The sequence below is a fragment of the Leucobacter sp. L43 genome (assembly GCF_016597785.1).
Classification (GTDB): domain Bacteria; phylum Actinomycetota; class Actinomycetes; order Actinomycetales; family Microbacteriaceae; genus Leucobacter; species Leucobacter alluvii.
The window spans coordinates 153,520-176,961 of record NZ_JAENJG010000003.1 but is presented as its reverse complement, the minus strand read 5'-3'; the positions used below and the strand labels follow the sequence as shown (position 1 = coordinate 176,961).

Sequence of the window (23,442 nt, the reverse complement as noted above, 5' to 3'; positions counted from 1 at the left end):
GCGGGGATACGCATCGTGACTCACACCCTTTCCGAGACCGGGGCGGACGTCCAGACGCCCGCCCCGGCGACGGGCGGCGGCGGGTACTTCCGCTTCGTGCTCCGCCGCCTCGGCACCTCCCTCGTCACCCTGTTCGGCATCACGCTCGTCTCCTTCGGGCTCGGCGTGCTGGTGCCGCTCCGGCCCGAGACGGCAAACCTCAGCCAGCAGGCGCTCTCCAACCCCGAGGCGGTGGCCGCGTTCCGAGCGAAATTCGGACTCGACCTCCCGATCTGGGAGCAGTACCTGCGCTATCTCGGCGGGCTCTTCCAGGGCGACCTCGGAATTTCGCAGCAGACCGGTCAGCCCATCGCGACGGACCTCGCCAAGTACGCACCGGCAACGCTCGAACTCGTGCTGTGGGCAACCGTGCTCTCCGTGCTCATCGGGGTCTCGCTCGGCATCGTCGCAGCATACGCCCGCAACCGCTGGCCGGATCACCTCGCACGCGTCGTGTCGCTCATCGGCGTCAGTCTGCCGACCTACTGGCTCGCGCTCATCGGCTCGACGTTCTTCTTCCGCCAGCTCGGCTGGCTTCCCGGCAGCGGGCGACTCGACGCAGCCTCGACGCCGCCACCGCGCGTGACCGGGTTCATGACGATCGACACGCTCCTCGCAGGAGACGTGACCGCGTGGGCGTCTGCCGTCGCGCACCTCATCCTGCCAGCGACCATCCTCGCGCTCTCGAACCTCGGCATGGTGCTTCGCTTCACCCGCAGCGCGGTGCTCGACGGGCTCAACACCGACGCGGTGAAAGCTGCCCGAGTGAAGGGGCTGCCCGGGCGGCGCGTACTCATCCGCTACGCCGTGCGCAGCGCGTCGAGCCCGATCATCACCGTCACGGCGCTCTCCTTCGGCTTCCTCCTCGCCGCCACCGTCTACGTGGAGCAGATCTTCGCCTGGGGCGGGCTCGGCCAGTACGCCTACCGCTCGGCGACGAACCTCGACGTCACCGCCATCACCGGAATCTCCGTGGTGATCGCCGTGATCTTCCTCGCCGTGAACTTCATCGCCGACCTGCTCGCGTCGGCCTTCGACCCGAGGATCCGACTCCAATGACCCGCACCGATGTCATCTCAATGATCGCCGCCCCAGAGCGCTCGCGACGCCGAGTGCCCGCCTGGCTCCGCACGCCCTCCGTGATCGCGGCGAGCGCGGTGCTCCTCGCCTGGCTCGCCGTGATCCTGATTCCCGCGTTGACGCCCTTCGACCCACTGGCAACGGTGGGCCCAGCGCTCGCGCCGCCCGACGCGACCGCGCTCCTCGGAACCGACGCACTCGGGCGCGACAACTTCAGCCGTACCCTCGCAGCAGCGCGCACCTCGATTCCGAACGGTCTCATGATCGTTGCGGCGGCCGCCCTCATCGGCACCGCAATCGGCCTCATCGCGGGGTTCTTCGGAGGATGGATCGACGAGATCCTCATGCGCGTCGCCGACCTGGTGTTCGCGTTCCCCGGAATCATCCTCGCGATGGCCATCGCAGCGGCGCTCGGGCCGAGCGTGCAGAACGCCGTCATCGCCGCAGCGATCAGCTGGTGGCCGGCGTACGCCCGGGCCGTGCGCTCCATCGTGCTCGCCCTGCGCGAGTCCGAGTTCGTGCTCTCCAACCGACTCTCAGGGGTCGGGCCCCTGCGCTCCATCATCGTCGATCTGCTCCCGGCGGTCAGCGGCTCCGTGCTCGTGCTGGCGATGCTCGACATCGGCTCCGCGATCCTCTTCCTCGCCGGTCTCTCATTCCTCGGACTCGGAGCGGTCCCGCCGACCCCGGAATGGGGATCGATGATCTCGGGCGCCGTGCAGTACTTCGACCAATGGTGGCTCGCCGTAGCGCCAGGACTCGCGATCGTGACGGTCGTGCTGGCGTTCAACATCATCGGCGACGCGATTCGCGACAACCTCGAACCCCGCCTGAACGAGAACGGATCCGGATCATGACCCTCCTGCACGTTGACCAGCTCACGGTCGGGCGCGCCAGCGGTGCCGGGGCGCCACTCGTCGACGGAGTCTCATTCACCGTCGAGGCCGGCGAAGTCGTCGGCGTGGTCGGCGAGAGCGGATCGGGCAAGACCCTGACCGGCCTCGCACTGCTCGGCCTGCTCCCCGACGGCCTCGTCGCCGACGGCTCGATCCGCTTCGACGGCCGCGAGCTCCTCACCCAATCGAAGCGGGAGTGGGAGCGCACCCGCGGCACCGAGATCGCGATGGTGCTCCAAGATCCGTCATCGAGCCTGCACCCCATGCTGAAACTCGGCGAACAGCTCACAGACCACATGCGGCAGCACCTCGGCCTCTCGAAGCCCGCAGCTGAAGCACGTGCGATCGAGCTGATGGAGCGCGTCCACCTGCGCGAACCGAAGCGGCTGCTCGGCCAGTACCCGCACCAGCTCTCGGGCGGCATGAAGCAGCGCGTCTCCATCGCGATCGCACTCGCCTGCGACCCGAAGCTGCTCATCGCCGACGAACCGACGACGGCGCTCGACGCGAACATTCGCACCGGCATCATCGCGCTGCTCAACGAACTGCGGCGCGAATCCGGTATGGGCATCATCTTCGTCACGCACGACCTCGCGATGCTGAGCACGATCGCGGACCGCCTGAACGTGTTCCGCACCGGCGAGATCGTCGAATCCGGCGACTCCGATCAGGTCTTCCGCTCCCCGCAACATCCCTACACCCGCGTGCTGCTCGACGCGGTGCCGAAGGTGCCCTGGCCCCTGCCCGAGGAGGTACTCTCATGACCGACCGCTCACCGCTCGCAGAGCCGCCGACGGAGCCACTCATCGAGGTCGCCGACGCGGTCGTGAGCTACCGGGTCAAGGGCAAAGGACGCTTCGTCGCAGTCCACGGCGTCGACCTCGAGGTGCACCCCGGCGAGATCGTCGGCATCGTGGGCGAGAGCGGCTGCGGCAAGTCCTCACTCGCACGGGCCCTCGTCGGCATCAACAAGCTCTCAGGAGGCAGCATCCGCTTCAAGGGCGAACCGGTGACGCCGCTCCCGATTCGTCGGCGCCCCGCGCGACTCGTCCCGCTGCAGATGGTGTTCCAGGATCCGTACGCATCGCTGAACCCGCGTCGGCGCATCACGCAGCAACTCGAAGAGGTGTGGAACTCCGCCGCGCGTGCCCGCGGAGAGCGTCGTACGGCGGAGGAACGCCTCGCAGACATCACCGATGTGCTCGAGCGCGTCGGTCTCGACCCGGCGCTGCGCACCCGCTACCCGCACGCACTCTCCGGAGGGCAGCGGCAGCGCATCGCCATCGCGAAAGCACTGCTCGCCAAACCGAACGTGATCGTCGCAGACGAGCCGATCTCAGCGCTCGACGCCTCGTCGCAGAAGCACGTCGGCGACCTGCTGCGCCGCCTCGTCGACGACCTGCAGATCGGAATGGTCATCATCTCGCACGACCTCGCCGTCGTCGCGACCATCGCCGATCGCACCGCCGTCATGCGCGCCGGCGTCTTCGTCGAGCAGGGGCCGACGGAGCGCGTGTGGACGGCCCCCGAGCACCCGTACACGCGGGAACTGCTCGGCGCGGTGCCGGCCCTCGTCGGACGCGAGGGGTAGCGCTCGGCGATCCTGCACTCCCTCTTGCTATCGGGGAGGGCGGGCCGGGAGCGGGAGCGGGCGTGCGCCGCGAAACTGCCCGTTCACACGTGCGAGATACGCTGTGGGCATGACTCAGAACGAACCGCACCCTCGCCGCGCTGAGATCGAATGCTGGCTCACCGATATGGATGGCGTGCTGGTGCACGAGAACCGCGCCATCCCCGGCGCTGCCGACCTCATCCAGCACTGGCGTGAGCACGAGATCCCGTATCTCGTGCTCACGAACAACTCCATCTTCACCGCCCGCGACCTCAGCGCCCGCCTCGCCGCCTCCGGGATCACGGTGCCGGAGGACCGCATCTGGACGAGTGCGCTCGCCACCGCCGCCTTCCTGAAGCAGCAGCAGCCCGGCGGCTCGGCGTTCGTGATCGGCGAGGCCGGGATCCTGACCGCCCTGCACGATGCCGGCTACGTGATGACCGAATCGGACCCCGACTTCGTGGTCGTCGGCGAGACCCGCAATTACTCGTTCGAGGCGATCACGAAGGCGATCCGGCTCATCATCAAGGGTGCTCGCTTCATCTCGACCAACCCCGACGCGACCGGGCCGAGCCAGGAGGGCCCGCTGCCCGCGACGGGAGCGATCAACGCGCTCATCACGAAAGCGACCGGCAAGCACCCGTACATCATCGGCAAGCCGAACCCGATGATGTTCCGCTCGGCGCTCAACCAGATCGGCGCGCACTCCCACAACACCGGCATGATCGGCGACCGAATGGACACCGACGTCGTGGCGGGCATCGAAGCGGGACTGCACACGGTACTCGTCATGACCGGAATCTCGGATCGCACGGAGATCGAGCGCTTCCCGTTCCGCCCGGACGAGGTGCTGGGCTCGGTCGCCGACCTGCTGTAGCCCGCCCCCTTTCTCTTCTCCCCCTCCCCCTCCCCCTGTGCGAGCGGGGTCACTCTTCGTGCGTGTCGGCGGCGCAACACGCACGGAGAGTGACCCCGCTGCAGTGGGCAGTGGCGCCCCGGCCGAGCCCAGCCCGACCCAGCCCACCCAGCCCGACCCAGCCCCAGCGAGGCGGGTCACTTGGGGAGCGTGTCGGAGTTGTGGTCGGCCGCGACACCCTCCCCAAGTGACCCGGCTACCGGCCGGGCGGGCGGGCAGGCCGGCGGCTACCGGGCGGGCGGGCGGCTACCGGCCGGGCCGGCGGCTACCGGCCGGCCGGGCGGCTACGCCGCCGGCGGGGCCCCGGCGGCGGGTGCGACAGGATCGAGCGAGTTCGGGTCGATCTCGGGGAGCAGGCGCGGGCCCGGTCCGTCGACAGACAGCGCGTCTCCGGGATTGAAGACCCGACAGGTGCCGAGTGACAGGCATCCGCAACCGATGCAGCCCGTGAGTTCGCGCTCCATGCGTTCGATCTCGAGCCTGCGCGCTTCGAGCTTGCCGCGCCAGTGCTCGCTGATGCGCTCCCAATCGCGTCGACTCGGCATGCGGTCCGCCGGCAGGCTGGCGAGTTCCTCTGCGACTTCGGCGAGCGGCACCCCCATGCGAGCCGCCACCCGGATGATCGCGATGCGGCGCAGCACGTGTCGTGCGTAGCGGCGCTGGTTGCCCGCGGTCCGCACGCTGCTGATGAGGCCCTCGCGCTCGTAGAAGTGGAGCGCTGAGACGGCTACTCCCGTGCGCGCGGCCACCTCGCCGACGGAGAGCAGGTCGGTCGGCGCACGCATCACGGGCTCGGATTCAGGCATCTTCCCTCCCACCAGCAGTCGACACCGCATCGACCACTTGACCTCAACCTTAGTTCAGGTTTTACGGTACAGGAATGCCGAATCACACCACTGACCTCCCGATCATCGCAACCGATGCCGCCGCCCAGGGGCGCGGCCGCCTCCGCAGCGGGCGACCGCCGAGGCCGGGGAGTTGGAGCGAGTTGTTCAGCCCAGGCTACCTCCCGGCCGCCCTCGTTCTCGCGGGCGGCGTCGCACTGTACGCGACGAACGTCTACGTGACGGCCGCGCTTCTGCCGTCCGCGGTGGACGAATTCGGGGGCGCTCAGTACTTCGCGTGGGCAGCGACCGCGTTTCTCACCGCCTCAGTCATCTCATCGATGCTCGTGACGCGCACCGTCGCCCGCTCGGGTGCGGCGAGAGCGTACGTCGGGGCGTTCGCGGTGTTCGCCCTGGGCACGCTCATCGACATGCTCGCACCATCCATGGAGCTGCTGCTCGTCGGGCGCACCGTGCAGGGCCTCGGCGGCGGCCTGCTCGCGGGCCTCGGGTACGCGGTGATCCGCACGGCGCTGCCCGAGCGGCTGTGGACACGAGCTGCGGGCCTCGTCTCCGCGATGTGGGGCGTCGGCAATCTTCTCGGGCCGGCCCTCGGAGGGCTCTTCGCGCAGATCGGACTCTGGCGCGGGGCGTTCGCGACGATGGCTCTGCTCGCCCTCGTTCTCGCCTGGGTGTCGCGCAACGCGGTTCCGGGTGGCGCCGAGCAGACGGGGGAGGTTCCGTCGGTGCCGGTGCTCTCGCTCGCGCTCCTCGCATCGACGGCGGCCGCGTTCAGCGTCGCATCGGTGCTGCCCCGCGGTGCGAGCACGGTCGCGTGCCTGGCGGCCGCAGTGCTCCTGCTGTTCGCCTTCGTGCTCCGCGAACGATTCGGCGCGACGACGGTGCTGCCGAAGCTCACGTACCGACGCGGCAATGCGCTGAAGTGGGTGTATCTCGCGCTCGGGCTCTTGAGCGCCGGGGCGATGACCGAGGCCTTCATTCCGCTGTTCGGCCAGGAACTCGCCGGCCTGCCACCGCTCCTCGCCGGCTTCCTCGGTGCGTCGCTCTCCGTCGGGTGGACCGCCGCGCAACTCTGCAGCGTCAACATCGAGTCGCAGCGCGGCCGAAACGCGGTCATGCTGCTCGGCCCGGCGATCCTCGCCGCCGGTCTCTTCGGCTACGCAGCTCTCGTCACTCCTGAAGCCGGCGCCTGGCTCGTCGTGGCCTGGGCGGCTGTGCTGTTCGCAGCCGGAAGTGGCATCGGCATGGCATTCCCCCATCTCAGCGTCGCGGCGATGCGCAGCACCGATGACCCGGTCGAAGGCGGGAAGGCGGCGGCCGGTGTCAGCACCACGCAGCTCATCGCCAACGCCGTATCGTCGTCCGTCGTCGGCATGCTCGTCGTGACTGGCGGCCCGACCGCGACGGGTTCGGCTCAGACGATGGCCGTCGGGATCGGGATCGTCGCCGTGCTCGGTGCGGCGTGCGCTCTCCAGGCGATTCGCGGACGCGCCACGCGATGAGACGGGCGCTCTTCGGGCGCTTTTCGGGCGGCGAGCGGGGTCACTCTTCGTGCGTGTCGGCGGTGCAACACGCACGAGGAGTGACCCCGCTGCCATGAGGGCGCAGGGGGGGGGGGGCGATGCCGGGCGCCGGGGCGCTACTTCTTCTTGCGGAGCTTGCGCACCAGCATCTGGATGAGGATGAAGACGAGGTAGATCGAGAAGGCCACATTGCCCCAGAAGGGGTCGATCAGCACGGCGAAGAGATTGCCGACCGGTACGAAGACGCACGCGCCGAGCCCCACGATCGCCGCAGCGCGCAGGTCGACGTTCTGCCTGCGGAAGTTGCCGATGGTGCCCGAGATCGATCCGGGAATCATCATGAAGAGCGAGGTGCCCTTCGCGATGAGGTCGCTCGAGCTGAAGAAGAACATGAGCACGGGCACGACGACGACGCCGCCGCCGACGCCGAGCAGGCCCGACAGCACACCCGTGATGAAGCCGGTCACGATGAGCATGATCACCGTCAACACGGAGATCTCGATCTCGTCACCGCGCTGCGGCACGACGAACCAGAGGCTCACGATCACGATCGCGAGGAAGCCCATGAACCCCCACTGGATCGCGCCGACCGGCAGTTTCGCGAGCAGCGCGGCGCCCAGCTGCGCCCCGGCAACGATGCCGACGGCGAGGCAGGCGCCGGCGATCCAGTCGACGTGGCCCTGCAGCCCGTAGGTCGTCGCACCGACGATCGCGGTGGGCAGGATCGCCGCGACCGACGTTCCGGCCGAGAGCTTCTGGGGCATGCTCAACCAGAGCGCGAGTGCGGGCACGATGATGGTGCCGCCGCCGATACCGAAGAGCCCGGACAGAATGCCGCCGGCGATGCCGACGAGGAGGAGCGGGAGGAATCCGGGGCGGACAATCTGGTTCATGTGCTGCTTTCTCGCTGAAGCTGGTGCTGAGAGTTCGTGTGGGACGCGCGCGTTCGAGTGCATGCCGGCTGGTCGTTTCAGACGACGATCGCGGAGCCGTCGGATCGCGGATCGCTCGCGGCGTCGACGCCGTCGGCCCCGTGGACGCCCTCCTGCGCGAGTCGGATCAGATTCGAGTGGCCGAGATCCTCGTCGACGGGAGGCACGACCTTCAGTGGGAATCCGGCCTCGGCGAGCGCTTCGTGCACCGCGGCGGGCACGTCCTCTTCGATCGTAACGCGCACGACCCCGTCGGCGCCGGGTTCGTCGACGATCCAGCGCGGCGCGTGCGTCGCCTCCTCCGGGGTCGCACCGGCGAGGGACCGCACCAGCAGCTGCGTATGGATCTGCGGTTGCGCCGACCCGCCCATCGTCGCGGGCACCCATGCGAGTTCGTCGCCTCGGAGCACGAGCACGGGCATGAGCGTGTGACGCGGCCGCTTGCCGGGGCCGAACGCGTTCGGGTGCGCGGGGTCGAGCGAGAACGACGTCCCGCGATTCTGGAAGAGAATGCCCGTCTCCGGCTCGAGCACGGCAGCGCCGAATCCGAAGTACACGGAGTTGATGAGGGAGATGGCCCAGCCGTCGGCGCTCACGGCGCTGAGCCCGACCGTGTCGCCGCTCGGTTTGGCCTCCCGCACGGGCGGGTGCGCGGGGGCCTCCGCGTCGATCAGGTCGTTCCCCGTCGCGCCGCCGAAGCGCGGGTCGGCGAGGGACGCCGCTCGCACGGCGTTGCTCGCGCGGAACGAGCGGGCGAGTTCGCCGGCACCGCGCCCGAGCGGATCCTCGATGCCCGCCTCGATGTCTCGGAGCGCGCGCAGGAGCATGAAGCCTGAGGTGTTGGGCGGGCCCGTGAGCACGCGGTGCGCTCGGAACGATCCTTCGAGCGGCTCGCCCCACTCCGCGGAGTACGCGGCGGTGTCGGCGAGGGTGATGCGTGAACCGAGCTTCTGCAGGCCGGCGACCCATCGCTCGGCGAGCTCGCCTTCGTAGAACGCGGCGGATCCGCCGGCTGCGAGCGCCCGCAACGATGCGGCGAGCGCCGGTTGCACGAACGGGGCGCCTTCGACGAGCGGCAGCCCCTGATCGAAGAACACTCCGCGGCACCCCTCGTCGAGCTCCAGCACCTCGCGGTTCTCGACGATCGCGGCGGCGACCGACCGGGCGGTGGGCACGCCCGCCTCGGCGTGCCGGGTCGCCGCTTCGAGGTGCTGCTCCCATCGACGTGTGGCGCCGTACTCGTGCAGGGCGTTCCAGCCGCAGATGCCGCCGGGCACCGTGACGGTGTCGATGCCGCGCACTGGGAGCAAATCGCCGTAGCGCTCCCGCAGCACGTCGATCGACTGGCCGGCCGGAGCGGTGCCCGTCGCGTTCAAGAACCGCACCTCGCCCTCGGGGTTGCGCACGAGCGCCACGAGATCTCCGCCGAGTGCGACGTTGTTCGGGTAGACCACGCAGAGGGTGGCTGCTGCCGCGATCGCCGCGTCGATGGCGTTGCCGCCGGCCCGCAGCACCGCGGCACCGGCTTCCGTCGCCAGGTGGTGTGAGGTCGAGATGGCGCCGCGAGCGGCAGATGCGGTCGTCATACGGGGAGTTCCTCCTGGGTCGTCGCGGCGTGCGCGATCTGGTTGCTGATGTCGAGCACGTGAGCGCGCGCTTCGTCTTCGGCGAGCGCTGCGTCGCCTGCGGCGATCGCTTCGAAGATGCGTCGGTGGGCGATGCTCGAAGCCTGGCGTCGTGCCCGCGTCTGATAGCGGCTCGCCCGGCTCGGCGCGATGCGCTGCGCGATCTGCTCGTTGATGAGTTCGAGGAGCGGGTTGTGGGCGTACTGCGCGATGGCCTGGTGGAATGCGCGGTCGAGCTCGGCGTAGCGCTCTTTCGTGACGTCGACCTCCATGGCCTCCACGAGTTCGCGCAGCTGCGCGATGTCGCGGTCGGTCGCGCGCGTGGCGGTGATGCGGGCGATCGGCGGTTCGACGATGGCGCGCAGCTCCATGATGTCGTGCAGTTCCGGGCGCAGCGCGGCGAGCCCTCCGAGCGCCCCATCCGCGATATCGGCGCGTTCGCCCGGTCCGAGGACGATCGTGCCCCGACCCGGGCGGCGGTCGATGAGGCCGCGGTTCTCGAGTTCACGCAGCGCTTCGCGGATCGAGACGCGCGAGACGCCGAAGTGATCGGCGAGTTCGCGCTCGGGTGGAAGGCGCTCCCCCGGGGCGAGTTTTCCGTCGAGGATGAGTCGCTCGATGTCGACCGAGAGCCGATCCGGCAGCGACAGCGTCGTCGCCCGACCGATGTCGTTCCAGTCCACGTGTGCCTCCATCGTGCTCGCGGGATGCGGTCTGCGTCCTCGTGATGCTATCCGACCCCGCGATGGGGCCGGTTGTGTTTCAGTTGCATTTCGGCTCGGCCTGCCCGTTGACGTGGGAGCCGAACCCGGGGTATGTTCCATTCAGTTCATCGGTTGGTCTGACCAACTGCTGATCGAGCATACACCCGAACGAATCGGAGTATGCAATGTTTCTCCCGGCACCAGCCGGGGTCCACCGAACGGAGAAATCATCGTGGCTTTCCCCCCATCCGCGCGGCGCATCGCTCCCGCGCTGGCACTCACCGCGGCCGCCGGCCTCATGCTGTCGCTCGCCGCGTGCACCGTGACCTCGAACGACGCCGGCGACGCAGGCGGCTCCGGCGACACGAGCTCCGCGGAAGCGACCCTCGCACCCCCGACCATCATCAAGGAGGGCACGCTCACCGTCTGCACCGGCGATAGCGCACCCAACATCTTCTACGACGAGAACAACGAGCTGCAGGGCGTCGAGATCGACATCGCGAACGCGCTCGCCGACAAGCTCGGCGTGAGCACCACGCTCGGCGAGTACTCGTTCGCCGGCCTCATCCCCGCGTTGCAGGCGAAGCAGTGCGACGTCATCATGGGCTCGCTCTACATCAAGCCGGAGCGCGAGGAGATCGCGAACTTCGTTCCCTACCTCTACTCGGGCACGGCCGTCGCGGTGAGCAAGGACAACCCGAAGGACGTCACCGGGTTCGACGACTCGCTCTGCGGCACCAAGGTCGTCGGCATCACGGGCGCGACGGGCGCCGCATCCGCCCAGGAGAAGTCTGACGAGTGCGTCGCCGATGGCAAGGAGCCGATCGCGATCACCCTCGTCGACGAGGCGACCGGCGCGCTGCAGCAGGTGCTCGCCGACCAGGCCGACGCCTTCATCGACACCACCGAGATCATGAGCTACTACGAGCAGCAGTCCGACGGCGACCTCGTCGCGGTCGGCGAGCCCTTCGGCAAGATCCGCATCGGCGCGGCCACGCTCAAAGACAACACCGAGCTGAACGACGCGCTCGACGAGGCCTTCGCGGCCATGATCGACGACGGCACCTACACCGACATCCTCGCCGAGTGGGGCGTCGAGAGCAACGACATCACCCAGCCCGAGTAACCCGATGTCTGCGGCGGCCCAGCCGGCCGCCGCAGACATCGGCAACAGGAAAGACACTTCATGAAATTCGACTGGGACTACTTCTGGCAGAGCCTCTTCACGCCGAGCGAGAGCTTCCTCAACGGACTCGCGCTCACCATCGTGATCTCGATCGCCGCGATGGCGCTCGCACTGGTGCTGGGCCTGCTCATCGCGCTCATGGGCCGAAGCCGCTTCGTGCCGCTCCGCATCTTCGCGAGCCTCTACATCTGGATCGTGCGCGGCACCCCGCTGCTCGTCCAACTCGTCATCATCTACACCGGTTTCGCCGCGGCGAACCTGTTCAGATTCGAAGATCTGAACCTGACCATGCAGCTCCAGGACGTCACAGTCGGCTTCCTCATCAAGGGAGCCGTGCAAGCGGCGATCGTCGCGCTCATGCTCAATGAGAGCGCGTACATCTCGGAGATCGTGCGCGGCGGGCTCGAGTCGATCGAGAAGGGTCAGACCGAAGCGGCGCTGTCGCTCGGCATGACTCCCCTCGCCTCGATGCGGTGGATCATCGTGCCCCAGGCGATCCGCGTCATGGTGCCGCCGCTCGGCAACTCCTTCAACGGCCTGATGAAGAGCACTTCGATCCTCTCCATCATCGGCGTCGCCGAGATGTTCCAGGTGGGCAGCTCGATGAGCGCTGCAACGTTCAAGGTCTTCGAGATCTACATCGTCGTCGCGCTGTACTACCTGCTCCTCACGACGGTGTGGACGGTCATCCAGACCATGATCGAGAACTGGTTGAACGCGAAGGCCGGCCTGCCGAAGGCGGAGTCGATCTGGAAGCGCCTGTTCGGCTTCCGCAGCAAGCGCGATCGCGTCGCACCGAAGAGCCCGATCGCCGACCTGGAAGGAGTCGCGGCATGAACGCGCTCAGCGAGTACACCGCCCCCGTCTCCGTATCGGACGGGCCGATCGTTCGCACCGTCGACATCAACAAGTGGTTCGGCGACCGGCACATTCTGACGGATGTGTCGCTCGAGATCGAACGCGGCGAAGTGGTCGTGCTCGTCGGGCCGTCCGGCGCCGGCAAGACGACCTTCCTGCGCACCCTCAACCGGCTCGAACCGATCGACAGCGGCGAGATCTACGTCGACGGGCAGCGCATCGGCGAGCGCGTGAACGAGAACGGCAAGGTCACCGAGATCTCGGCGAAGGCCTTAGCCGCGCAGCGCGCCGACATCGGCTTCGTCTTCCAGCACTTCAACCTGTTTCCGCACATGACAGTGCTCGAGAACATCTGGCATTCGCCGGTGCGGGTGAAGGGCGAGAAGAAGGCCGAAGCGATCGCCTACGCACGGGAACTGCTCGACCGCGTCGGGCTCTCCGACAAGGCCGACGTGCGGCCGCGCTCCCTCTCGGGCGGGCAGCAGCAGCGCGTCGCGATCGCTCGGGCGCTCGCAATGCGCCCGGCTCTCATGCTGTTTGACGAGCCAACGAGCGCGCTCGACCCCGAGATGGTGGGAGAGGTCTTGCAGGTGATGCAGGATCTCGCGAAGGCGGGCATGACGATGATCATCGTGAGCCACGAGATGGGCTTCACCCGCGAGGTGGCGGATCGCCTCATCGTCATGGATGCGGGAGCCATCATCGAGCAGGGCGACCCCGAGCTGGTCTTCTCGAATCCGAAGCAGGAGCGCACGCGGCAGTTCCTGTCGAAGGTGCTCTGAGCCCGACTGAAGCGGCGACGGCCTCCGATCCCCTGGCGGGTTCGGAGGCCGTCGCCGTCTCGGCGCGTGCAGCGCACGGGCCGCGCGCGCTACTGCGTGTCGAGCCCGAGGTCGTCGAGGCCGATCGCGTAGCGGTACTCGAATCCCGCTGCCTCGATGCGCGCCTTGGCAGGCGCCTGGCGATCCACCACGACCGCGACCGCCGCGATCTCGGCGCCCACCTTCTGCAGCGCCTCGATCGCCTGCAAGGGGGATCCGCCCGTCGTCGACGTGTCCTCGACCACGACCACGCGCTTGCCTGCGAGGTCGGGGCCCTCGACCTGGCGGCCGCGGCCGTGGTCCTTCGGCTCCTTGCGCACTACGAACGAGTCGTACACCTTGCCCTGCGCGACGCCCTGGTGCATGATCGCCGAAGCGATCGGGTCAGCGCCCATCGTGAGCCCGCCGACCGCGACGACGCCGTCGATATCCTCGATGAGGTCGAGCATGACCTGCCCGATGAGCGGCGCCGCACGGTGGTCGAGGCTCAGCTTGCGCAGATCGATGTAGTAGGTTGCCTGCTTGCCACTGGTGAGCGTGAAGTCGCCGTGGAAGACGGCTTCGCTCGTGATGAGGTCGATGAGCTGTTCGCGCGCGCTGGTCATGAAGCCGATTCTACCGGCGGAGAAGCGCGTGCCTCGCGTGCGCCATCGGCGGAAGCCCCTGACCTCGCGCGCCTGCGTGCGCTAGCGTGAATGCCGGAAGAGGAGGCACATGGCGCATTCGATCGCACTCGAGCGGCTCGCGGGACTCTTCGAAGCCGCACCGCTCGCGGTGCTCACGGGCGCCGGCATCAGCACGGACTCGGGCATTCCCGATTATCGCGGTGCTGGTGCTCCCCCGCGCACGCCGATGAGCATCTCGCAGTTCATGGAGGACCCGGCCTACCGCCGCCGCTTCTGGGCCGGCGCGAGAGTCGGCGCGCTGCGAGCTGCGGGTGTCGCACCCAATGCCGGTCACCTCGCTCTGGCGCGCTTCGAAGCGGCCCGGCTGACGAACGGCGTCATCACGCAGAACGTCGACAACCTGCATCGACGGGCAGGATCCCGAAGCGTCGTCGAGCTGCACGGCAACGGGAGCGTGATCAGGTGCGTTGAGCACGACCATCGCTTCACCCGCGATCAGGTGCTCGGCTGGTTCGATGAGCTCAACCCGGGATTCGCCGCGCGCAATGCGGCGGCCGAGATCGCACCGGATGGTGATGCGATCGTGAGCGGCACCGACTCCGTCGAAGCCCCGACGTGCCCGGAGTGCGGGTCGATCCTCCGCCCCGACGTCGTCTACTTCGGCGAGCTCGTACCGAAACCCGTGTTCGAGACCGCCGAGTCACTGGTCGCCTCCGCAGGCGGCCTCGTGCTCATCGGAACCTCGCTCGCGGTGAACACCGGCATCCGTCTCGTGCATCGCGCGCAGCTGCGGGACATCCCGATCGCCGTCATCAACCGCGGGCCGACCGCGATCGATGCGCGCGAGTCGGTCACGGTGCGCATCGACGCCGGGGCGGCCGAGACCCTCGAGCAGCTCGAGCAGATCCTGCGCTGACGACGCGCCGCCCGCGCCTCAGCTACTCGCCGCGGGAGATGCGCGTCATCTCGTCTCGGGGCACGACCTTGACGCGCGCGCGACCGTGCGGCTCTCCGAGTCCGAGTTCGTGCGCGTCGAGGCGGTGCCAGCCCTCGATCGTCGTGTACGGCACGCCTCGCGCTTCGAGGAGCGCTGGAATGGCCTGCGGCTCAGACTCCTCCGGAGTCCAGAGGTTGTCGCGATCCTCGAGCAGGCACTCGAGCGTTTCCATCGCGTCGGACTTGGTGTGCCCGATGAGGCCGACCGGGCCGCGCTTGATCCAACCGGTGGCGTAGACGCCGGGAATCTGCTGCCCTTCGAGGTCGAGTACGCGCCCCTGCGTGTTCGGGATCACGCCCTTCGCATCGTCGAACGGGATCTCGTCGAGCGGGGAGCCGAAGTACCCGACCGCGCGGTAGATGGACTGGATCGGCACGATCTCGAACTCGCCGGTGTCGACGATGCCGCCCTGCCCGTCGGGAGCTGTGCGCTCGACTTTCAGCCCCGCGACGCGGCCGTCCTCGACCACGACCTCAACGGGCTTCGACCAGAAGTGCAGGTGCAGGCGACGCGAAGCGGGCGCCACTTCGCCTGCCTCGCGTGCGCGCTGCTCGTCGCGCCACTTGTCCATGATGCGAGTCATCACGATGACCTGTTTGTTCTTCATGAGCGTCTCGTCGGCGAACGCGTCGTCGTGCGAGAAGTCGCGCTCGTCGATCACCATGTCGACGTCGCGCACCTCGCCGAGCTCGCGCAGCTCGAGGGGCGTGAACTTCACGTACTTCGGGCCGCGCCGGCCGAAGAGGTGCAGTTCTTCGATGGGGTTCGCTTCGAGGCCCTCGTGCACGTTCTGCGGAATCTCGGTGGGAAGCAGGTCTTCGGCGTGCTTGATGAGCATGCGGGAGACGTCGAGCGCGACGTTGCCGTTGCCGATGACGCCCACCGACTTCGCTTCGAGCGGCCAGGTGCGAGGAACGTCGGGGTGGCCGTCGAACCAGCTCACGAAATCGGCGGCCCCGTACGAGCCCGCCGCATCGATGCCGGGAATATCGAGCGCCGCGTCGCGGATCGCGCCGGTCGAGAAGATCACCGCGTGGTAGTGCCGTTTGAGGTCTTCGAGCTTCAGATCCTGCCCGTAGCGGACGTTGCCGAAGTAGCGAATCGAGTCTTCGCCGGTCTCCCCTGAGCTCGCGCGATCGAGCACGTCGCGCAATGCGGTGATGATCCCCTTGATGCGCGGGTGGTCGGGTGAGACTCCGTAGCGCACCAGCCCGTACGGCGCGGGAAGCTGCTCGAAGAGGTCGATCTCGACCGCGAAATCGCGCTCCGCCTTCAGCAGCAGGTCAGCGGCGTAGATACCCGCAGGTCCCGCTCCTACGATCGCCAGTCGCATCTTGCTCATCGCTCGGTTCTTCCTTCCATTCCCCTGACGGTATTCTCCGCGGGGAGTCGAGAATTGAGGTGTTCGTAGGGCGCCGCAGCGCGCCGATGTCAGCCTTCGCGGTTGACGATCGAGTCGGCCATGCGCTCGAGCGCGCGCTTCACCGAGGACTTCGGCAGCGCATCGAGCGCGCGAACGGCATCTGCGGCCCAGCGGTGCGCGGTGGCCTCGGTCTCACGGGTGACGGCGTGCGTCTGCAGTGCCTGCACCTCGGGATCGAGCAACGCCGGATCCGCGCCGCCCCGAATCTCGGCGACGCCCGCCTCGATGCGTGCGAGCAGCGCCGCATCTTCAGCATTGCCGGCCGCCGCGCTGTCTTGCAGCAGCAGATACGGCAGCGTGACGACGCCGGCACGCAGGTCGGTGCCGGCGCGCTTGCCCGTCTGCTCCTTCTTCGGCGACAGGTCGATGACGTCGTCGATGAGCTGGAAGGCGACGCCGATGCGCTCGCCGTACTCCGTGACCGGATCTGCGAACTCCGCCGGAGCCTCGCCGAACATCACGCCCATGCGCGCGGCCGTCGAGATGAGCGCGCCGGTCTTGTCTGCGAGCACTTGGATGTAGTGCCCCTTCGGATCATCGCCCTCCTGCGGGCCGACCGTTTCGTGCAGCTGCCCCAGGCAGAGCCGCTCGAAGGTGCGGGCCTGCAGCAGGATCGCCTCCTCGCCCATTCCGGAGACGAGCGATGACGCGCGCGCGAAGAGCAGATCTCCGGCGAGGATCGCGACCGAGTTCGACCACACCGTCTGCGCCGCGTCGACACCGCGACGGAGCTTCGCATCGTCCATGACGTCATCGTGGTAGAGCGACGCGAGATGGGTCATCTCGACGGCCTCCGCCGCGCGACGAACCAGCTCGTTCGGTCCGGAGCCGAGCTCGCTCGTCAGCAGCGTGAGCATGGGGCGGATCCGCTTGCCTCCGGCACCCATCAGGTATCGCGCCGGTGCGTCGGCGACCGGTGAGGCGAAGCGAAGGTGCTCGAGAAGTTCGGATTCGACGAGCTCGAGCTGCTGCTGGATCTCCTTAGCGTGACGACGGTCGGCCGCCCCGCGGAACAGGCGCATCGGCAGCGCCTGGGTTGCCGTGTCTTCGGCGATGGGACGACTCACGGGGTGTCTCCAGGTCGAGGGGCGGTCTCGCCTGCGGCTTCTGTCGAGGCTTGCGGCTGCGGAGCAGCGGGCTTCGGCGCGGCCGGTTTCGGCGCAGTCGGCTTCTTCGCGGCCGCAGGCTTCGCGGCAGCCGGCTTCTTCGCGGCCGAAGGCTTCGCGGCCGCAGGCTTCGCGGCCGCAGGCTTCGCGGCCGCGGATTTCGCAGCAGCTGGCTTCGCGGCAGCGCCTGGCTTCGCAGCAGCGGCCGCCTTCGCGGCAGCAGGCTTCGCTGCAGCGGGCTTCTTCGCGGCAGCCGGCTTGGCAGCAGCCGGCTTCTTCGCGGCAGCCGGCTTGGCAGCAGCGGGCCGCTTCGGCGCTTCACGCGGAACGAAGCCGCGATGCAGCGCGACGATGCCGAACGTGAGGTTGCGGTAGGCGACGCGTTCGAACCCCGCCTCGCGCATCCACGCAGCGAGTTCACCCTGGTCGGGCCACGCTTCGATCGATTCGTTCAGATAGCGGTAGGCGGCGGCGGCATCGCGATTGATGGCCCCGGCGATGCGGGGCAGCACGTGCCGACCGTAGAAGGCGTACGGCCCCCGCACGACGGCGGCGGGCGGCGTCGAGAACTCGGCGATGACCACTCGCCCGCCGGGCTTCACCACACGACGCATCTCACGCAGTGCCGCCTTCGGGTCGTTCACGTTGCGCAGCCCATACGAAATGGTGGCTGCATCGAATTCGTCGTTTGCGAACGGCAACTGCGTCGCGTCGGCCCATTGGAACTCGATGAGGTCGTTGCCGGCATGCCGTCTGCGCCCCTCGGCGAGCATCCCCTCGGAGAAGTCCGCGGCGACGACGTGCGCCCCGTGCGCGGCGATGGCAGCCGACGATGTTCCGGTGCCGGCCGCGAGGTCGAGCACCCGCATCCCCTTGCGCGGTGCGATCGCTTTGGTCGTCGCCACGCGCCACAACCTGTCGTTGCCGACCGTGAGCACGTCGTTGATCAGGTCGTATCGCGGCGAGACCTCATCGAACATTGCGGAGACGTCTGCTGCGTGCTTGGTCGCGGTATCGGGGCGGGTCACCCCTCCATCGTATCCCGAACGGCTATGCAACTCCTGGAGCAGTGCTGGCGGCAGCGCTCGAGCCAGTGCGCCCAGGAGGGAGGAGTAGATTGGCACTGTGACGAGCACTCCCCCGGCGCCCCGCCTGCGCGCGACGACCCGGCCTCTGGAGCACGCCCCCGATCTCATCTCGCTCGCCGACCCGAACGCCCCGATGATCTGGACGCGAGGGGATCGCGGCTGCGTGGGGGTCGGCGAGGTGCTGCGCCTGTCGTTCTCCGGACCGCACCGGTTCACCGATGCTGCTGCCGCATGGCGCCGGATCGCTGAGACGGCGATCGTCGACGACTCCGTCCGCATGCCCGGCTCGGGCCTCATCGCGCTGGGAACGTTCGCGTTCGCCGACGAGAGCTCTGCCGAGAGTGTGCTCATCGTGCCGCGTCTGCTGGTCGCCCGTCACCGCGGGCAGGCCTGGATCACGGAGATCGCCGCCGTCGATGCTGATCCTGCACCGCTCGCCGTACCCGATGCTCCGGCGAGCCGCGCGTGGGAGGGCGTCCGCTTCGGAGATCGCGCGCTCGCCACCGGTGGAGACTCGGTGGCGTCATACCTCGCGGGCGTGCGCGAAGCGGGAGCTCGCATCGAGCGCGGCGAGTTCGAGAAGATCGTCATCGCCCGCCAGCTGGAGGGGGCGCTGCCCGGGGCCTCCGACCTGCGGGTGCCCCTCACCCGCCTCGCCGAGCACTACCTCGATTGCTGGACCTTCGCCGTCGACGGACTCATCGGCGCGAGCCCAGAGACGCTCATCAGGTCGACGAGCGGCGCCGTCTCGGCGCGCGTGCTCGCGGGGACCAGGGGCCGCCACTCCGAGGACGCCGCGCGAGACGCCCGCGCCAGGGACGAACTCCTGACGAGCGCGAAAGAGCAGCACGAGCACGCATTCGCAGTGCAGAGCGTCGTCACCGCACTGTCCCCCCACGTGCGCGACCTGCGCACCAGCGAGGAGCCCTTTCCGCTGCGACTGCCGAACGTCTGGCATCTCGCGACCGACCTCGGAGCGGCGCTCGGCGAGCAGAGCTCGTCGATCGAGCTCGTCGGCGCGCTGCACCCGACCGCCGCAGTCGCGGGCACTCCGACAGCGACCGCTGTCGCAGCGATCGCCGAACTGGAGCCCTTCGACCGCGGCCGCTACTCGGGCGCGGTCGGCTGGATCGACGCCGATGGCGATGGAGAATGGGTCATCGCGCTCCGCTGCGCGCAACTCGGAGCGCCCGATGCGCAGACCGGAGCGCGGGCCGTGGTGGCGAGTGCCGGCGGAGGCATCGTCGCCGGGTCCGATCCCGACCACGAGCTCGGGGAAACCGTGTCGAAGTTCCGCCCCATCACGGAGGCGTTCGCGCGCTGACGGCGTCCGGCACTGCCGTCTCCAACCTGTGGTGAGCAGGCCGGCGGGGACGGGCGGGCCCGGGATCCGCTACGCGGGCCAGCGCATGTCGAGCGAGTCGACCACGCGCTGCCGCTCGGCGGCGACGTCGAACTCCGGCTCCGGCCAATGCGGGCTGAGCTTCGCGAGCTCCGCTGTCACAATGCGCTGCACCGCGACGCGCGCGTACCACTTGGCGTTGGCGGGTACGACGTACCAGGGCGCCGTCTCCGAGTGGGTCCGCTCGATCGCGGTCTGGAACGCCTCCATGTACGCGGGCCAGTGCAACCGCTCATCGACGTCCCCGGGATTGTACTTCCAGTGCTTCTCGGGGTCGTCCAGCCGCGAGATGAGCCGCTCCGCCTGCTCCTCCGGCGAGATGTGCAACATGATCTTCACGATGCGCACGCCCTCAGCCGTGATCCTCGATTCGAATTCGTTGATGGCACCGTATCGCCGCTCGATCTCTTCGGGCGGCGCGAAACCGCGCACCTTCTGGATGAGCACGTCCTCGTAGTGCGAACGATCGAACACCCCGATCACGCCCGGCTCCGGCACCCGGCGCTCGACGCGCCAGAGGAAGTCGTGCGCACGCTCCTCAGCGCTCGGCGACTTGAAGGCGGTCAATGCGAGCCCGTAGGGCTCGGTCTGCCCGAAGACGTGGTTGACGATGCCGCCCTTGCCGGCAGCATCCATCGCCTGGAGCACGACGAGCAAGCGATCCTTCGCCCCCAAGCGGCTCTGCGCGAAGAGCTTCTCCTGCAGCACACGCAACTCCTGAGCGGCTCGCTCGAGCTCCTGATATCCCTCGCGCTTGCGCGCATCCGTGCCCGGAGTGGCCGAAGGATCGACCTCGCTCAACTGGAAGCCGGGCCGCACGCGCAGCAGCTCTCCCACTTCATCGGTCCAGAACGCCTGCGTCATGGTGTCTCCTTCTGTGTTCGTCGCTGTCCACTGTAGGGGCGCACCGACTCGCCGGGTCGCGTCACTCGGCCAGCGGAATCTCCACGATGCTCGGCCCGGTGACCGGCTCGGTGAGCAGCCGCTCGAGCTCACTGCGTGTGGCGACCCGGCGGTAGGCCCACTCATACGCTGCGGCCAGGGAAGCGATATCGACGCGCTGCGGGGTGCGCATCACCCGCGCGAATGCGTCGGCGTCCGCGGTCTCGGCGACCTCCAGACCGTCGAAGATCGTTCCGCCGCCGTCGTTCGCCACGAAGACCTGGATGCGCGGACGGGGCTCCCCCTCGAGCAGCAGGAGCGATCCGGCATCGTGCAGCAGCGCGAGGTCCCCGATGAGCACCCGCGTCGTCCCGGCCGCTCGAGCCGGATCATCGGCGAGCTGACTCGTCACCGCGATGCCGAGCGCCGTCGCGACGGTGCCGTCGATGCCGGCGAGACCGCGGTTCGCGTGCACGCCCACGCGTCGGGCGGGCGCGAGCGCGTCGAGCACGCGCACCAGACGCGACGCCGCGATGACCAGCCGATCGTGGGGCCACGTGCCGCGCCACACGCTCTCGACGAGCAGCTCGCGCGAGACCGGCTCGCGCATGATGGCGACCTCCGTGCGGGCGTAGGCGTTGCGCTCCTTGTAGCCCGGCGCGAGCGCTGCCTCGAGGTCGGGCTCGTGCACGGTGGAGCGCTCGCGCTGCAGCGCGCGGTCCGCGACGACCCAGGCCCCGAGCCAGCCTCGCAGGGCGCGGGCATCATGCTCGGGTGCGACGCGTGCGGCCGACACCACTCGAGCACCGCGGCTGGGATCGACGTACTCGGCACCGGATCTGTGGTGCGGATCGATCACGACCACGTCGACGTCGTCGCGACGCAGCAGCTGAGGAATCTGACGCGTGAGGGTCGGGTGTCCGAACACGATCGCGCGCTCCGTGAGGCCGCCGATCTGCGGGTCGTCGATCAGCGTGGCGTAGGCGGCGATGGTCTCGCGCCCGAATCGCGCTCCGCTCACCACCTCGGCGAGCAGCGGCAGGCCCGCGGCCTGCGCGAAGGCCTCGGCCTCGGGGCCCGCGCCCGCTCCGGCGATCACGACCGCGAGCGCATCCCCAGCGTGCTCGTAGACATCTGCATCGTCCGCGATCGGCCCCGACTCGTCCGGCTCCGGGTGCTGCGCCGCTCGTTCTGCGGCCTCGCGGGCGGCCGCTTCGAAGCCCGCGACGATCATGCGCTCGAACCCTGCGGTCCCGGAGAGCGGGTCCCTGAACGAGAGATTCAGCTGCACCGGCCCGGCGGGCTTTCCGCCGGAAGCACCGAGAGCCGCGGCGAGGCCCCGGGTCACGAGCGTCGCCGGATCGCGCAGGGCATCGCGCACGAGGTCGCCGTCGACGAATTCGGGGGCCGGCACATCGACCGACCAGCGAGCGAATGCGTCGAAGAGGCCCGCCTGGTGCGTCGCCTGGTTGCTGCGGATGCCGCGCAACTCCTCGGGGCGGTCCGCGGTGAGCAGCAGCATCGGCACGCGGGCCTCGTGCGCCTCGAGCACCGCCGGCATGAGGTTCGCGACCGCCGTCCCGCTCGTCACGACGATCGGTGCCGGCATGCCCGTTTCACGTGCAACCCCCAACGCGAAGAACCCGGCCGATCTCTCGTCGAGCTTCACGTGGAGCCGCAGCGCATCGGCGTGCTGCGCCGCCGCACCAGCCAGAGCGAGCGCCTGAGAACGCGACCCGGGGCACACCACGAGATCGCGCACGCCGCGACGGACGAGTTCGGCGAGCAGTTCGACTGCGAAGACGGAGGCTGCTGCCAGCTGCGCCGAGCTCACGGCTTGGAGTCGCCGTCGGAACGCGTTCCCGGCTCGTCCGTACTCCGGGGCTTCGGCGATTCCTCCGTGGGTACCGCGTCAGGAACAGCGGGCGGAGCATCGGCATCAGCGTCGGCATCGAACTCGGCTTCGGCATCGGCTTCGTTCACGATCGGCGCTCCCGCTTCCGCGGGGGATGTGCGCGCTGCAGCGGCATCGGAAGACGCAGCATCGCCGGTGCGATCCGGCGTCTCCGCACCATCGCCACCGCGGGCGAGCGTCGGCTCCTCCCCGGGAAACGTCTCGTCGTCGAGTTCGCGCAAGCGGTCTTCGAGATCCCGCATGTGCGCATCGAGGTCGGTGCTCGAAAGACTCGTGCCCGAGAAGCGCGGGTCATCGTCGGGTGCAGGCCGTCGCGTCGCCTGCGCCTGGGCGGACCCCTTGCCGATGAAGAACCAGAGCAGCGCGCCGATCACCGGCAGCACCGCGATGATGACGATCCACACCGGCTTGTTCATTCCGCGCGCACGCGATCCCTCGGTCATCGCCGCGTCGACCAGCGCATACAGCGTCAGTGCTACGGCGATGACGACCCCGATTATCACGAACCGCACCATACCCTTAATCGTACTCGCAAGCGTTCGCGAAACCCTGGGCCTTGCGCGGAGCCTCGCTTCAGGTGCCGCGGGTACACTCGTGCGGGTGAACAACCCGCGCACCGCCTGGATCGTGTACATCGTACTTCGTCTGCTCTTCTTCGCAGTGCCGTTCACCGTGCTCTTCCTCATCGGCCTGCAGCCGTGGATCGCAGCCGTCTTCGCCGCCCTGATCGGGGTCGCCCTCTCGGTCATCTTCCTCGCCCGCCCACGGTCGACGGCCTCCGAGAGCATCTACGACTGGCGCAATCGAGACCGCACACCCGACGACATCGTCGAGGACGAGGCCGTCGAAGCGCGCGAGACGCCGAGCGAGACCGCTCGGCCGGGCCCTTCCGCCGGACCGGACGCGTCCGGCACCGGCACTGGCACTGGCACCGCATCGAACTCGCGTTGAACCCGCTTCGGTACG

General features: G+C 68.8%; 23 protein-coding genes. 12 read left to right on the top strand and 11 right to left on the bottom strand.

Annotated elements, in window-relative coordinates:
• Window positions 1-15 precede the first annotated feature (15 nt).
• The 5 genes from JE033_RS14960 to JE033_RS12855 all read left to right on the top strand — a co-directional run bounded on the left by JE033_RS14960 (window position 16) and on the right by JE033_RS12855 (window position 4,504).
• The gene (locus JE033_RS14960; protein WP_370567966.1) at window positions 16-1,098 is read left to right on the top strand and encodes an ABC transporter permease; all 1,083 of its coding nucleotides are present in this window, start codon (window positions 16-18) and stop codon (window positions 1,096-1,098) included.
• Window positions 1,095-1,976 (top strand): ABC transporter permease, encoded by an 882-nt coding sequence (locus tag JE033_RS12870; RefSeq protein WP_090152457.1) that lies wholly within the window; start codon window positions 1,095-1,097, stop codon window positions 1,974-1,976. Before JE033_RS14960 ends, JE033_RS12870 begins: the two co-directional genes overlap by 4 nt.
• A complete protein-coding gene (locus tag JE033_RS12865; RefSeq protein ID WP_090152460.1) occupies window positions 1,973-2,779 on the top strand; it encodes an ABC transporter ATP-binding protein in 807 nt (268 codons plus the stop codon). Before JE033_RS12870 ends, JE033_RS12865 begins: the two co-directional genes overlap by 4 nt.
• The gene (locus JE033_RS12860; protein ID WP_090152463.1) at window positions 2,776-3,606 is read left to right on the top strand and encodes an ABC transporter ATP-binding protein; all 831 of its coding nucleotides are present in this window, start codon (window positions 2,776-2,778) and stop codon (window positions 3,604-3,606) included. The genes JE033_RS12865 and JE033_RS12860 overlap by 4 nt, the downstream gene beginning before the upstream one ends.
• A gap of 109 nt (window positions 3,607-3,715) precedes the next feature.
• Window positions 3,716-4,504: an HAD-IIA family hydrolase gene (locus JE033_RS12855; RefSeq protein ID WP_090152527.1), complete on the top strand. Its 789-nt coding sequence runs from the start codon at window positions 3,716-3,718 to the stop codon at window positions 4,502-4,504.
• A 323-nt stretch (window positions 4,505-4,827) separates the two neighbouring features.
• Here JE033_RS12855 and soxR read toward each other — a convergent pair whose 3' ends face one another.
• Window positions 4,828-5,349: a redox-sensitive transcriptional activator SoxR gene (soxR, locus tag JE033_RS12850; protein WP_200332142.1), complete on the bottom strand. Its 522-nt coding sequence runs from the start codon at window positions 5,347-5,349 to the stop codon at window positions 4,828-4,830.
• Between the two features lie 74 nt (window positions 5,350-5,423).
• Here soxR and JE033_RS12845 point away from each other — a divergent pair, with 74 nt between their 5' ends.
• Entirely contained in the window at window positions 5,424-6,890 is a 1,467-nt protein-coding gene (locus JE033_RS12845) for an MFS transporter (protein ID WP_200332141.1), read from the top strand.
• Window positions 6,891-7,027: 137 nt separating this feature from the next.
• Here the strand turns inward: JE033_RS12845 and JE033_RS12840 are convergent, their stop codons facing one another.
• The 3 genes from JE033_RS12840 to JE033_RS12830 all read right to left on the bottom strand — a co-directional run bounded on the left by JE033_RS12840 (window position 7,028) and on the right by JE033_RS12830 (window position 10,151).
• Window positions 7,028-7,804, bottom strand: coding sequence for a sulfite exporter TauE/SafE family protein (locus JE033_RS12840; protein ID WP_090152535.1), 777 nt, complete (start codon window positions 7,802-7,804; stop codon window positions 7,028-7,030).
• A gap of 77 nt (window positions 7,805-7,881) precedes the next feature.
• Complete coding sequence (locus JE033_RS12835; protein WP_200332140.1) at window positions 7,882-9,429, bottom strand: gamma-glutamyltransferase family protein; 1,548 nt, start codon at window positions 9,427-9,429, stop codon at window positions 7,882-7,884.
• Window positions 9,426-10,151: a FadR/GntR family transcriptional regulator gene (locus tag JE033_RS12830; protein ID WP_200332139.1), complete on the bottom strand. Its 726-nt coding sequence runs from the start codon at window positions 10,149-10,151 to the stop codon at window positions 9,426-9,428. Before JE033_RS12830 ends, JE033_RS12835 begins: the two co-directional genes overlap by 4 nt.
• A gap of 253 nt (window positions 10,152-10,404) precedes the next feature.
• Between JE033_RS12830 and JE033_RS12825 the strand changes: the two genes are divergently transcribed.
• Genes JE033_RS12825 through JE033_RS12815 form a run of 3 tightly spaced genes read left to right on the top strand, consistent with a single transcriptional unit; the run spans window position 10,405 to window position 12,998 of the window.
• Window positions 10,405-11,298 (top strand): ABC transporter substrate-binding protein, encoded by an 894-nt coding sequence (locus JE033_RS12825; protein WP_176698411.1) that lies wholly within the window; start codon window positions 10,405-10,407, stop codon window positions 11,296-11,298.
• 60 nt (window positions 11,299-11,358) lie between these two features.
• On the top strand, window positions 11,359-12,195 hold the full coding sequence (locus JE033_RS12820; protein WP_090152548.1) for an amino acid ABC transporter permease: 837 nt from the start codon (window positions 11,359-11,361) through the stop codon (window positions 12,193-12,195).
• Window positions 12,192-12,998, top strand: a complete 807-nt coding sequence (locus tag JE033_RS12815; protein ID WP_090152551.1) for an amino acid ABC transporter ATP-binding protein — start codon at window positions 12,192-12,194, stop codon at window positions 12,996-12,998. The genes JE033_RS12820 and JE033_RS12815 overlap by 4 nt, the downstream gene beginning before the upstream one ends.
• 89 nt (window positions 12,999-13,087) lie before the next feature.
• Here JE033_RS12815 and pyrE read toward each other — a convergent pair whose 3' ends face one another.
• Window positions 13,088-13,642 carry an orotate phosphoribosyltransferase gene (pyrE, locus tag JE033_RS12810; protein ID WP_200332138.1) on the bottom strand — a complete coding sequence of 185 codons (555 nt, stop codon included), beginning with the start codon at window positions 13,640-13,642 and terminating at the stop codon, window positions 13,088-13,090.
• A 109-nt stretch (window positions 13,643-13,751) separates the two neighbouring features.
• On the opposite strand from pyrE, the gene JE033_RS12805 reads away from it, so the two are divergent.
• Window positions 13,752-14,579, top strand: coding sequence for a Sir2 family NAD-dependent protein deacetylase (locus JE033_RS12805; RefSeq protein WP_200332137.1), 828 nt, complete (start codon window positions 13,752-13,754; stop codon window positions 14,577-14,579).
• A gap of 22 nt (window positions 14,580-14,601) precedes the next feature.
• On the opposite strand, the gene JE033_RS12800 is transcribed toward JE033_RS12805, so the two are convergent.
• From JE033_RS12800 to JE033_RS12790, 3 genes are all read right to left on the bottom strand, one after another.
• Window positions 14,602-16,002, bottom strand: a complete 1,401-nt coding sequence (locus tag JE033_RS12800) for an FAD-dependent oxidoreductase (protein ID WP_090152562.1) — start codon at window positions 16,000-16,002, stop codon at window positions 14,602-14,604.
• A gap of 89 nt (window positions 16,003-16,091) precedes the next feature.
• The gene (locus JE033_RS12795) at window positions 16,092-17,105 is read right to left on the bottom strand and encodes a polyprenyl synthetase family protein (protein ID WP_176698417.1); all 1,014 of its coding nucleotides are present in this window, start codon (window positions 17,103-17,105) and stop codon (window positions 16,092-16,094) included.
• Window positions 17,106-17,146: 41 nt separating this feature from the next.
• Window positions 17,147-18,217, bottom strand: a complete 1,071-nt coding sequence (locus JE033_RS12790) for a class I SAM-dependent methyltransferase (protein WP_370567965.1) — start codon at window positions 18,215-18,217, stop codon at window positions 17,147-17,149.
• A gap of 97 nt (window positions 18,218-18,314) precedes the next feature.
• Here JE033_RS12790 and JE033_RS12785 point away from each other — a divergent pair, with 97 nt between their 5' ends.
• The gene (locus JE033_RS12785) at window positions 18,315-19,601 is read left to right on the top strand and encodes an isochorismate synthase (protein WP_200332136.1); all 1,287 of its coding nucleotides are present in this window, start codon (window positions 18,315-18,317) and stop codon (window positions 19,599-19,601) included.
• 69 nt (window positions 19,602-19,670) lie between these two features.
• Here JE033_RS12785 and JE033_RS12780 read toward each other — a convergent pair whose 3' ends face one another.
• From JE033_RS12780 to JE033_RS12770, 3 genes are all read right to left on the bottom strand, one after another.
• Window positions 19,671-20,543 carry a PPK2 family polyphosphate kinase gene (locus JE033_RS12780; protein WP_090152570.1) on the bottom strand — a complete coding sequence of 291 codons (873 nt, stop codon included), beginning with the start codon at window positions 20,541-20,543 and terminating at the stop codon, window positions 19,671-19,673.
• Between the two features lie 61 nt (window positions 20,544-20,604).
• Complete coding sequence (menD, locus tag JE033_RS12775; protein ID WP_200332135.1) at window positions 20,605-22,395, bottom strand: 2-succinyl-5-enolpyruvyl-6-hydroxy-3-cyclohexene-1-carboxylic-acid synthase; 1,791 nt, start codon at window positions 22,393-22,395, stop codon at window positions 20,605-20,607.
• The gene (locus JE033_RS12770) at window positions 22,392-22,991 is read right to left on the bottom strand and encodes a PLD nuclease N-terminal domain-containing protein (protein WP_200332134.1); all 600 of its coding nucleotides are present in this window, start codon (window positions 22,989-22,991) and stop codon (window positions 22,392-22,394) included. The genes menD and JE033_RS12770 overlap by 4 nt, the downstream gene beginning before the upstream one ends.
• A gap of 85 nt (window positions 22,992-23,076) precedes the next feature.
• On the opposite strand from JE033_RS12770, the gene JE033_RS12765 reads away from it, so the two are divergent.
• Complete coding sequence (locus tag JE033_RS12765) at window positions 23,077-23,427, top strand: DUF4229 domain-containing protein (protein ID WP_370567964.1); 351 nt, start codon at window positions 23,077-23,079, stop codon at window positions 23,425-23,427.
• Window positions 23,428-23,442 lie beyond the last annotated feature (15 nt).

Bases quoted from the DNA above. Each gene is read 5' to 3' on its own strand.
- JE033_RS12870 (WP_090152457.1), top strand. From the start codon at position 1,095: ATGACCCGCACCGATGTCATCTCAATGATCGCCGCCCCAGAGCGCTCG.
- JE033_RS12865 (WP_090152460.1), top strand. From the start codon at position 1,973: ATGACCCTCCTGCACGTTGACCAGCTCACGGTCGGGCGCGCCAGCGGT.
- JE033_RS12860 (WP_090152463.1), top strand. From the start codon at position 2,776: ATGACCGACCGCTCACCGCTCGCAGAGCCGCCGACGGAGCCACTCATC.
- JE033_RS12855 (WP_090152527.1), top strand. From the start codon at position 3,716: ATGACTCAGAACGAACCGCACCCTCGCCGCGCTGAGATCGAATGCTGG.
- soxR (WP_200332142.1), bottom strand. From the start codon at position 5,349: ATGCCTGAATCCGAGCCCGTGATGCGTGCGCCGACCGACCTGCTCTCC.
- JE033_RS12845 (WP_200332141.1), top strand. From the start codon at position 5,424: ATGCCGAATCACACCACTGACCTCCCGATCATCGCAACCGATGCCGCC.
- JE033_RS12840 (WP_090152535.1), bottom strand. From the start codon at position 7,804: ATGAACCAGATTGTCCGCCCCGGATTCCTCCCGCTCCTCCTCGTCGGC.
- JE033_RS12835 (WP_200332140.1), bottom strand. From the start codon at position 9,429: ATGACGACCGCATCTGCCGCTCGCGGCGCCATCTCGACCTCACACCAC.
- JE033_RS12820 (WP_090152548.1), top strand. From the start codon at position 11,359: ATGAAATTCGACTGGGACTACTTCTGGCAGAGCCTCTTCACGCCGAGC.
- JE033_RS12815 (WP_090152551.1), top strand. From the start codon at position 12,192: ATGAACGCGCTCAGCGAGTACACCGCCCCCGTCTCCGTATCGGACGGG.
- pyrE (WP_200332138.1), bottom strand. From the start codon at position 13,642: ATGACCAGCGCGCGCGAACAGCTCATCGACCTCATCACGAGCGAAGCC.
- JE033_RS12805 (WP_200332137.1), top strand. From the start codon at position 13,752: ATGGCGCATTCGATCGCACTCGAGCGGCTCGCGGGACTCTTCGAAGCC.
- JE033_RS12800 (WP_090152562.1), bottom strand. From the start codon at position 16,002: ATGAGCAAGATGCGACTGGCGATCGTAGGAGCGGGACCTGCGGGTATC.
- JE033_RS12795 (WP_176698417.1), bottom strand. From the start codon at position 17,105: ATGCGCCTGTTCCGCGGGGCGGCCGACCGTCGTCACGCTAAGGAGATC.
- JE033_RS12780 (WP_090152570.1), bottom strand. From the start codon at position 20,543: ATGACGCAGGCGTTCTGGACCGATGAAGTGGGAGAGCTGCTGCGCGTG.
- JE033_RS12770 (WP_200332134.1), bottom strand. From the start codon at position 22,991: ATGGTGCGGTTCGTGATAATCGGGGTCGTCATCGCCGTAGCACTGACG.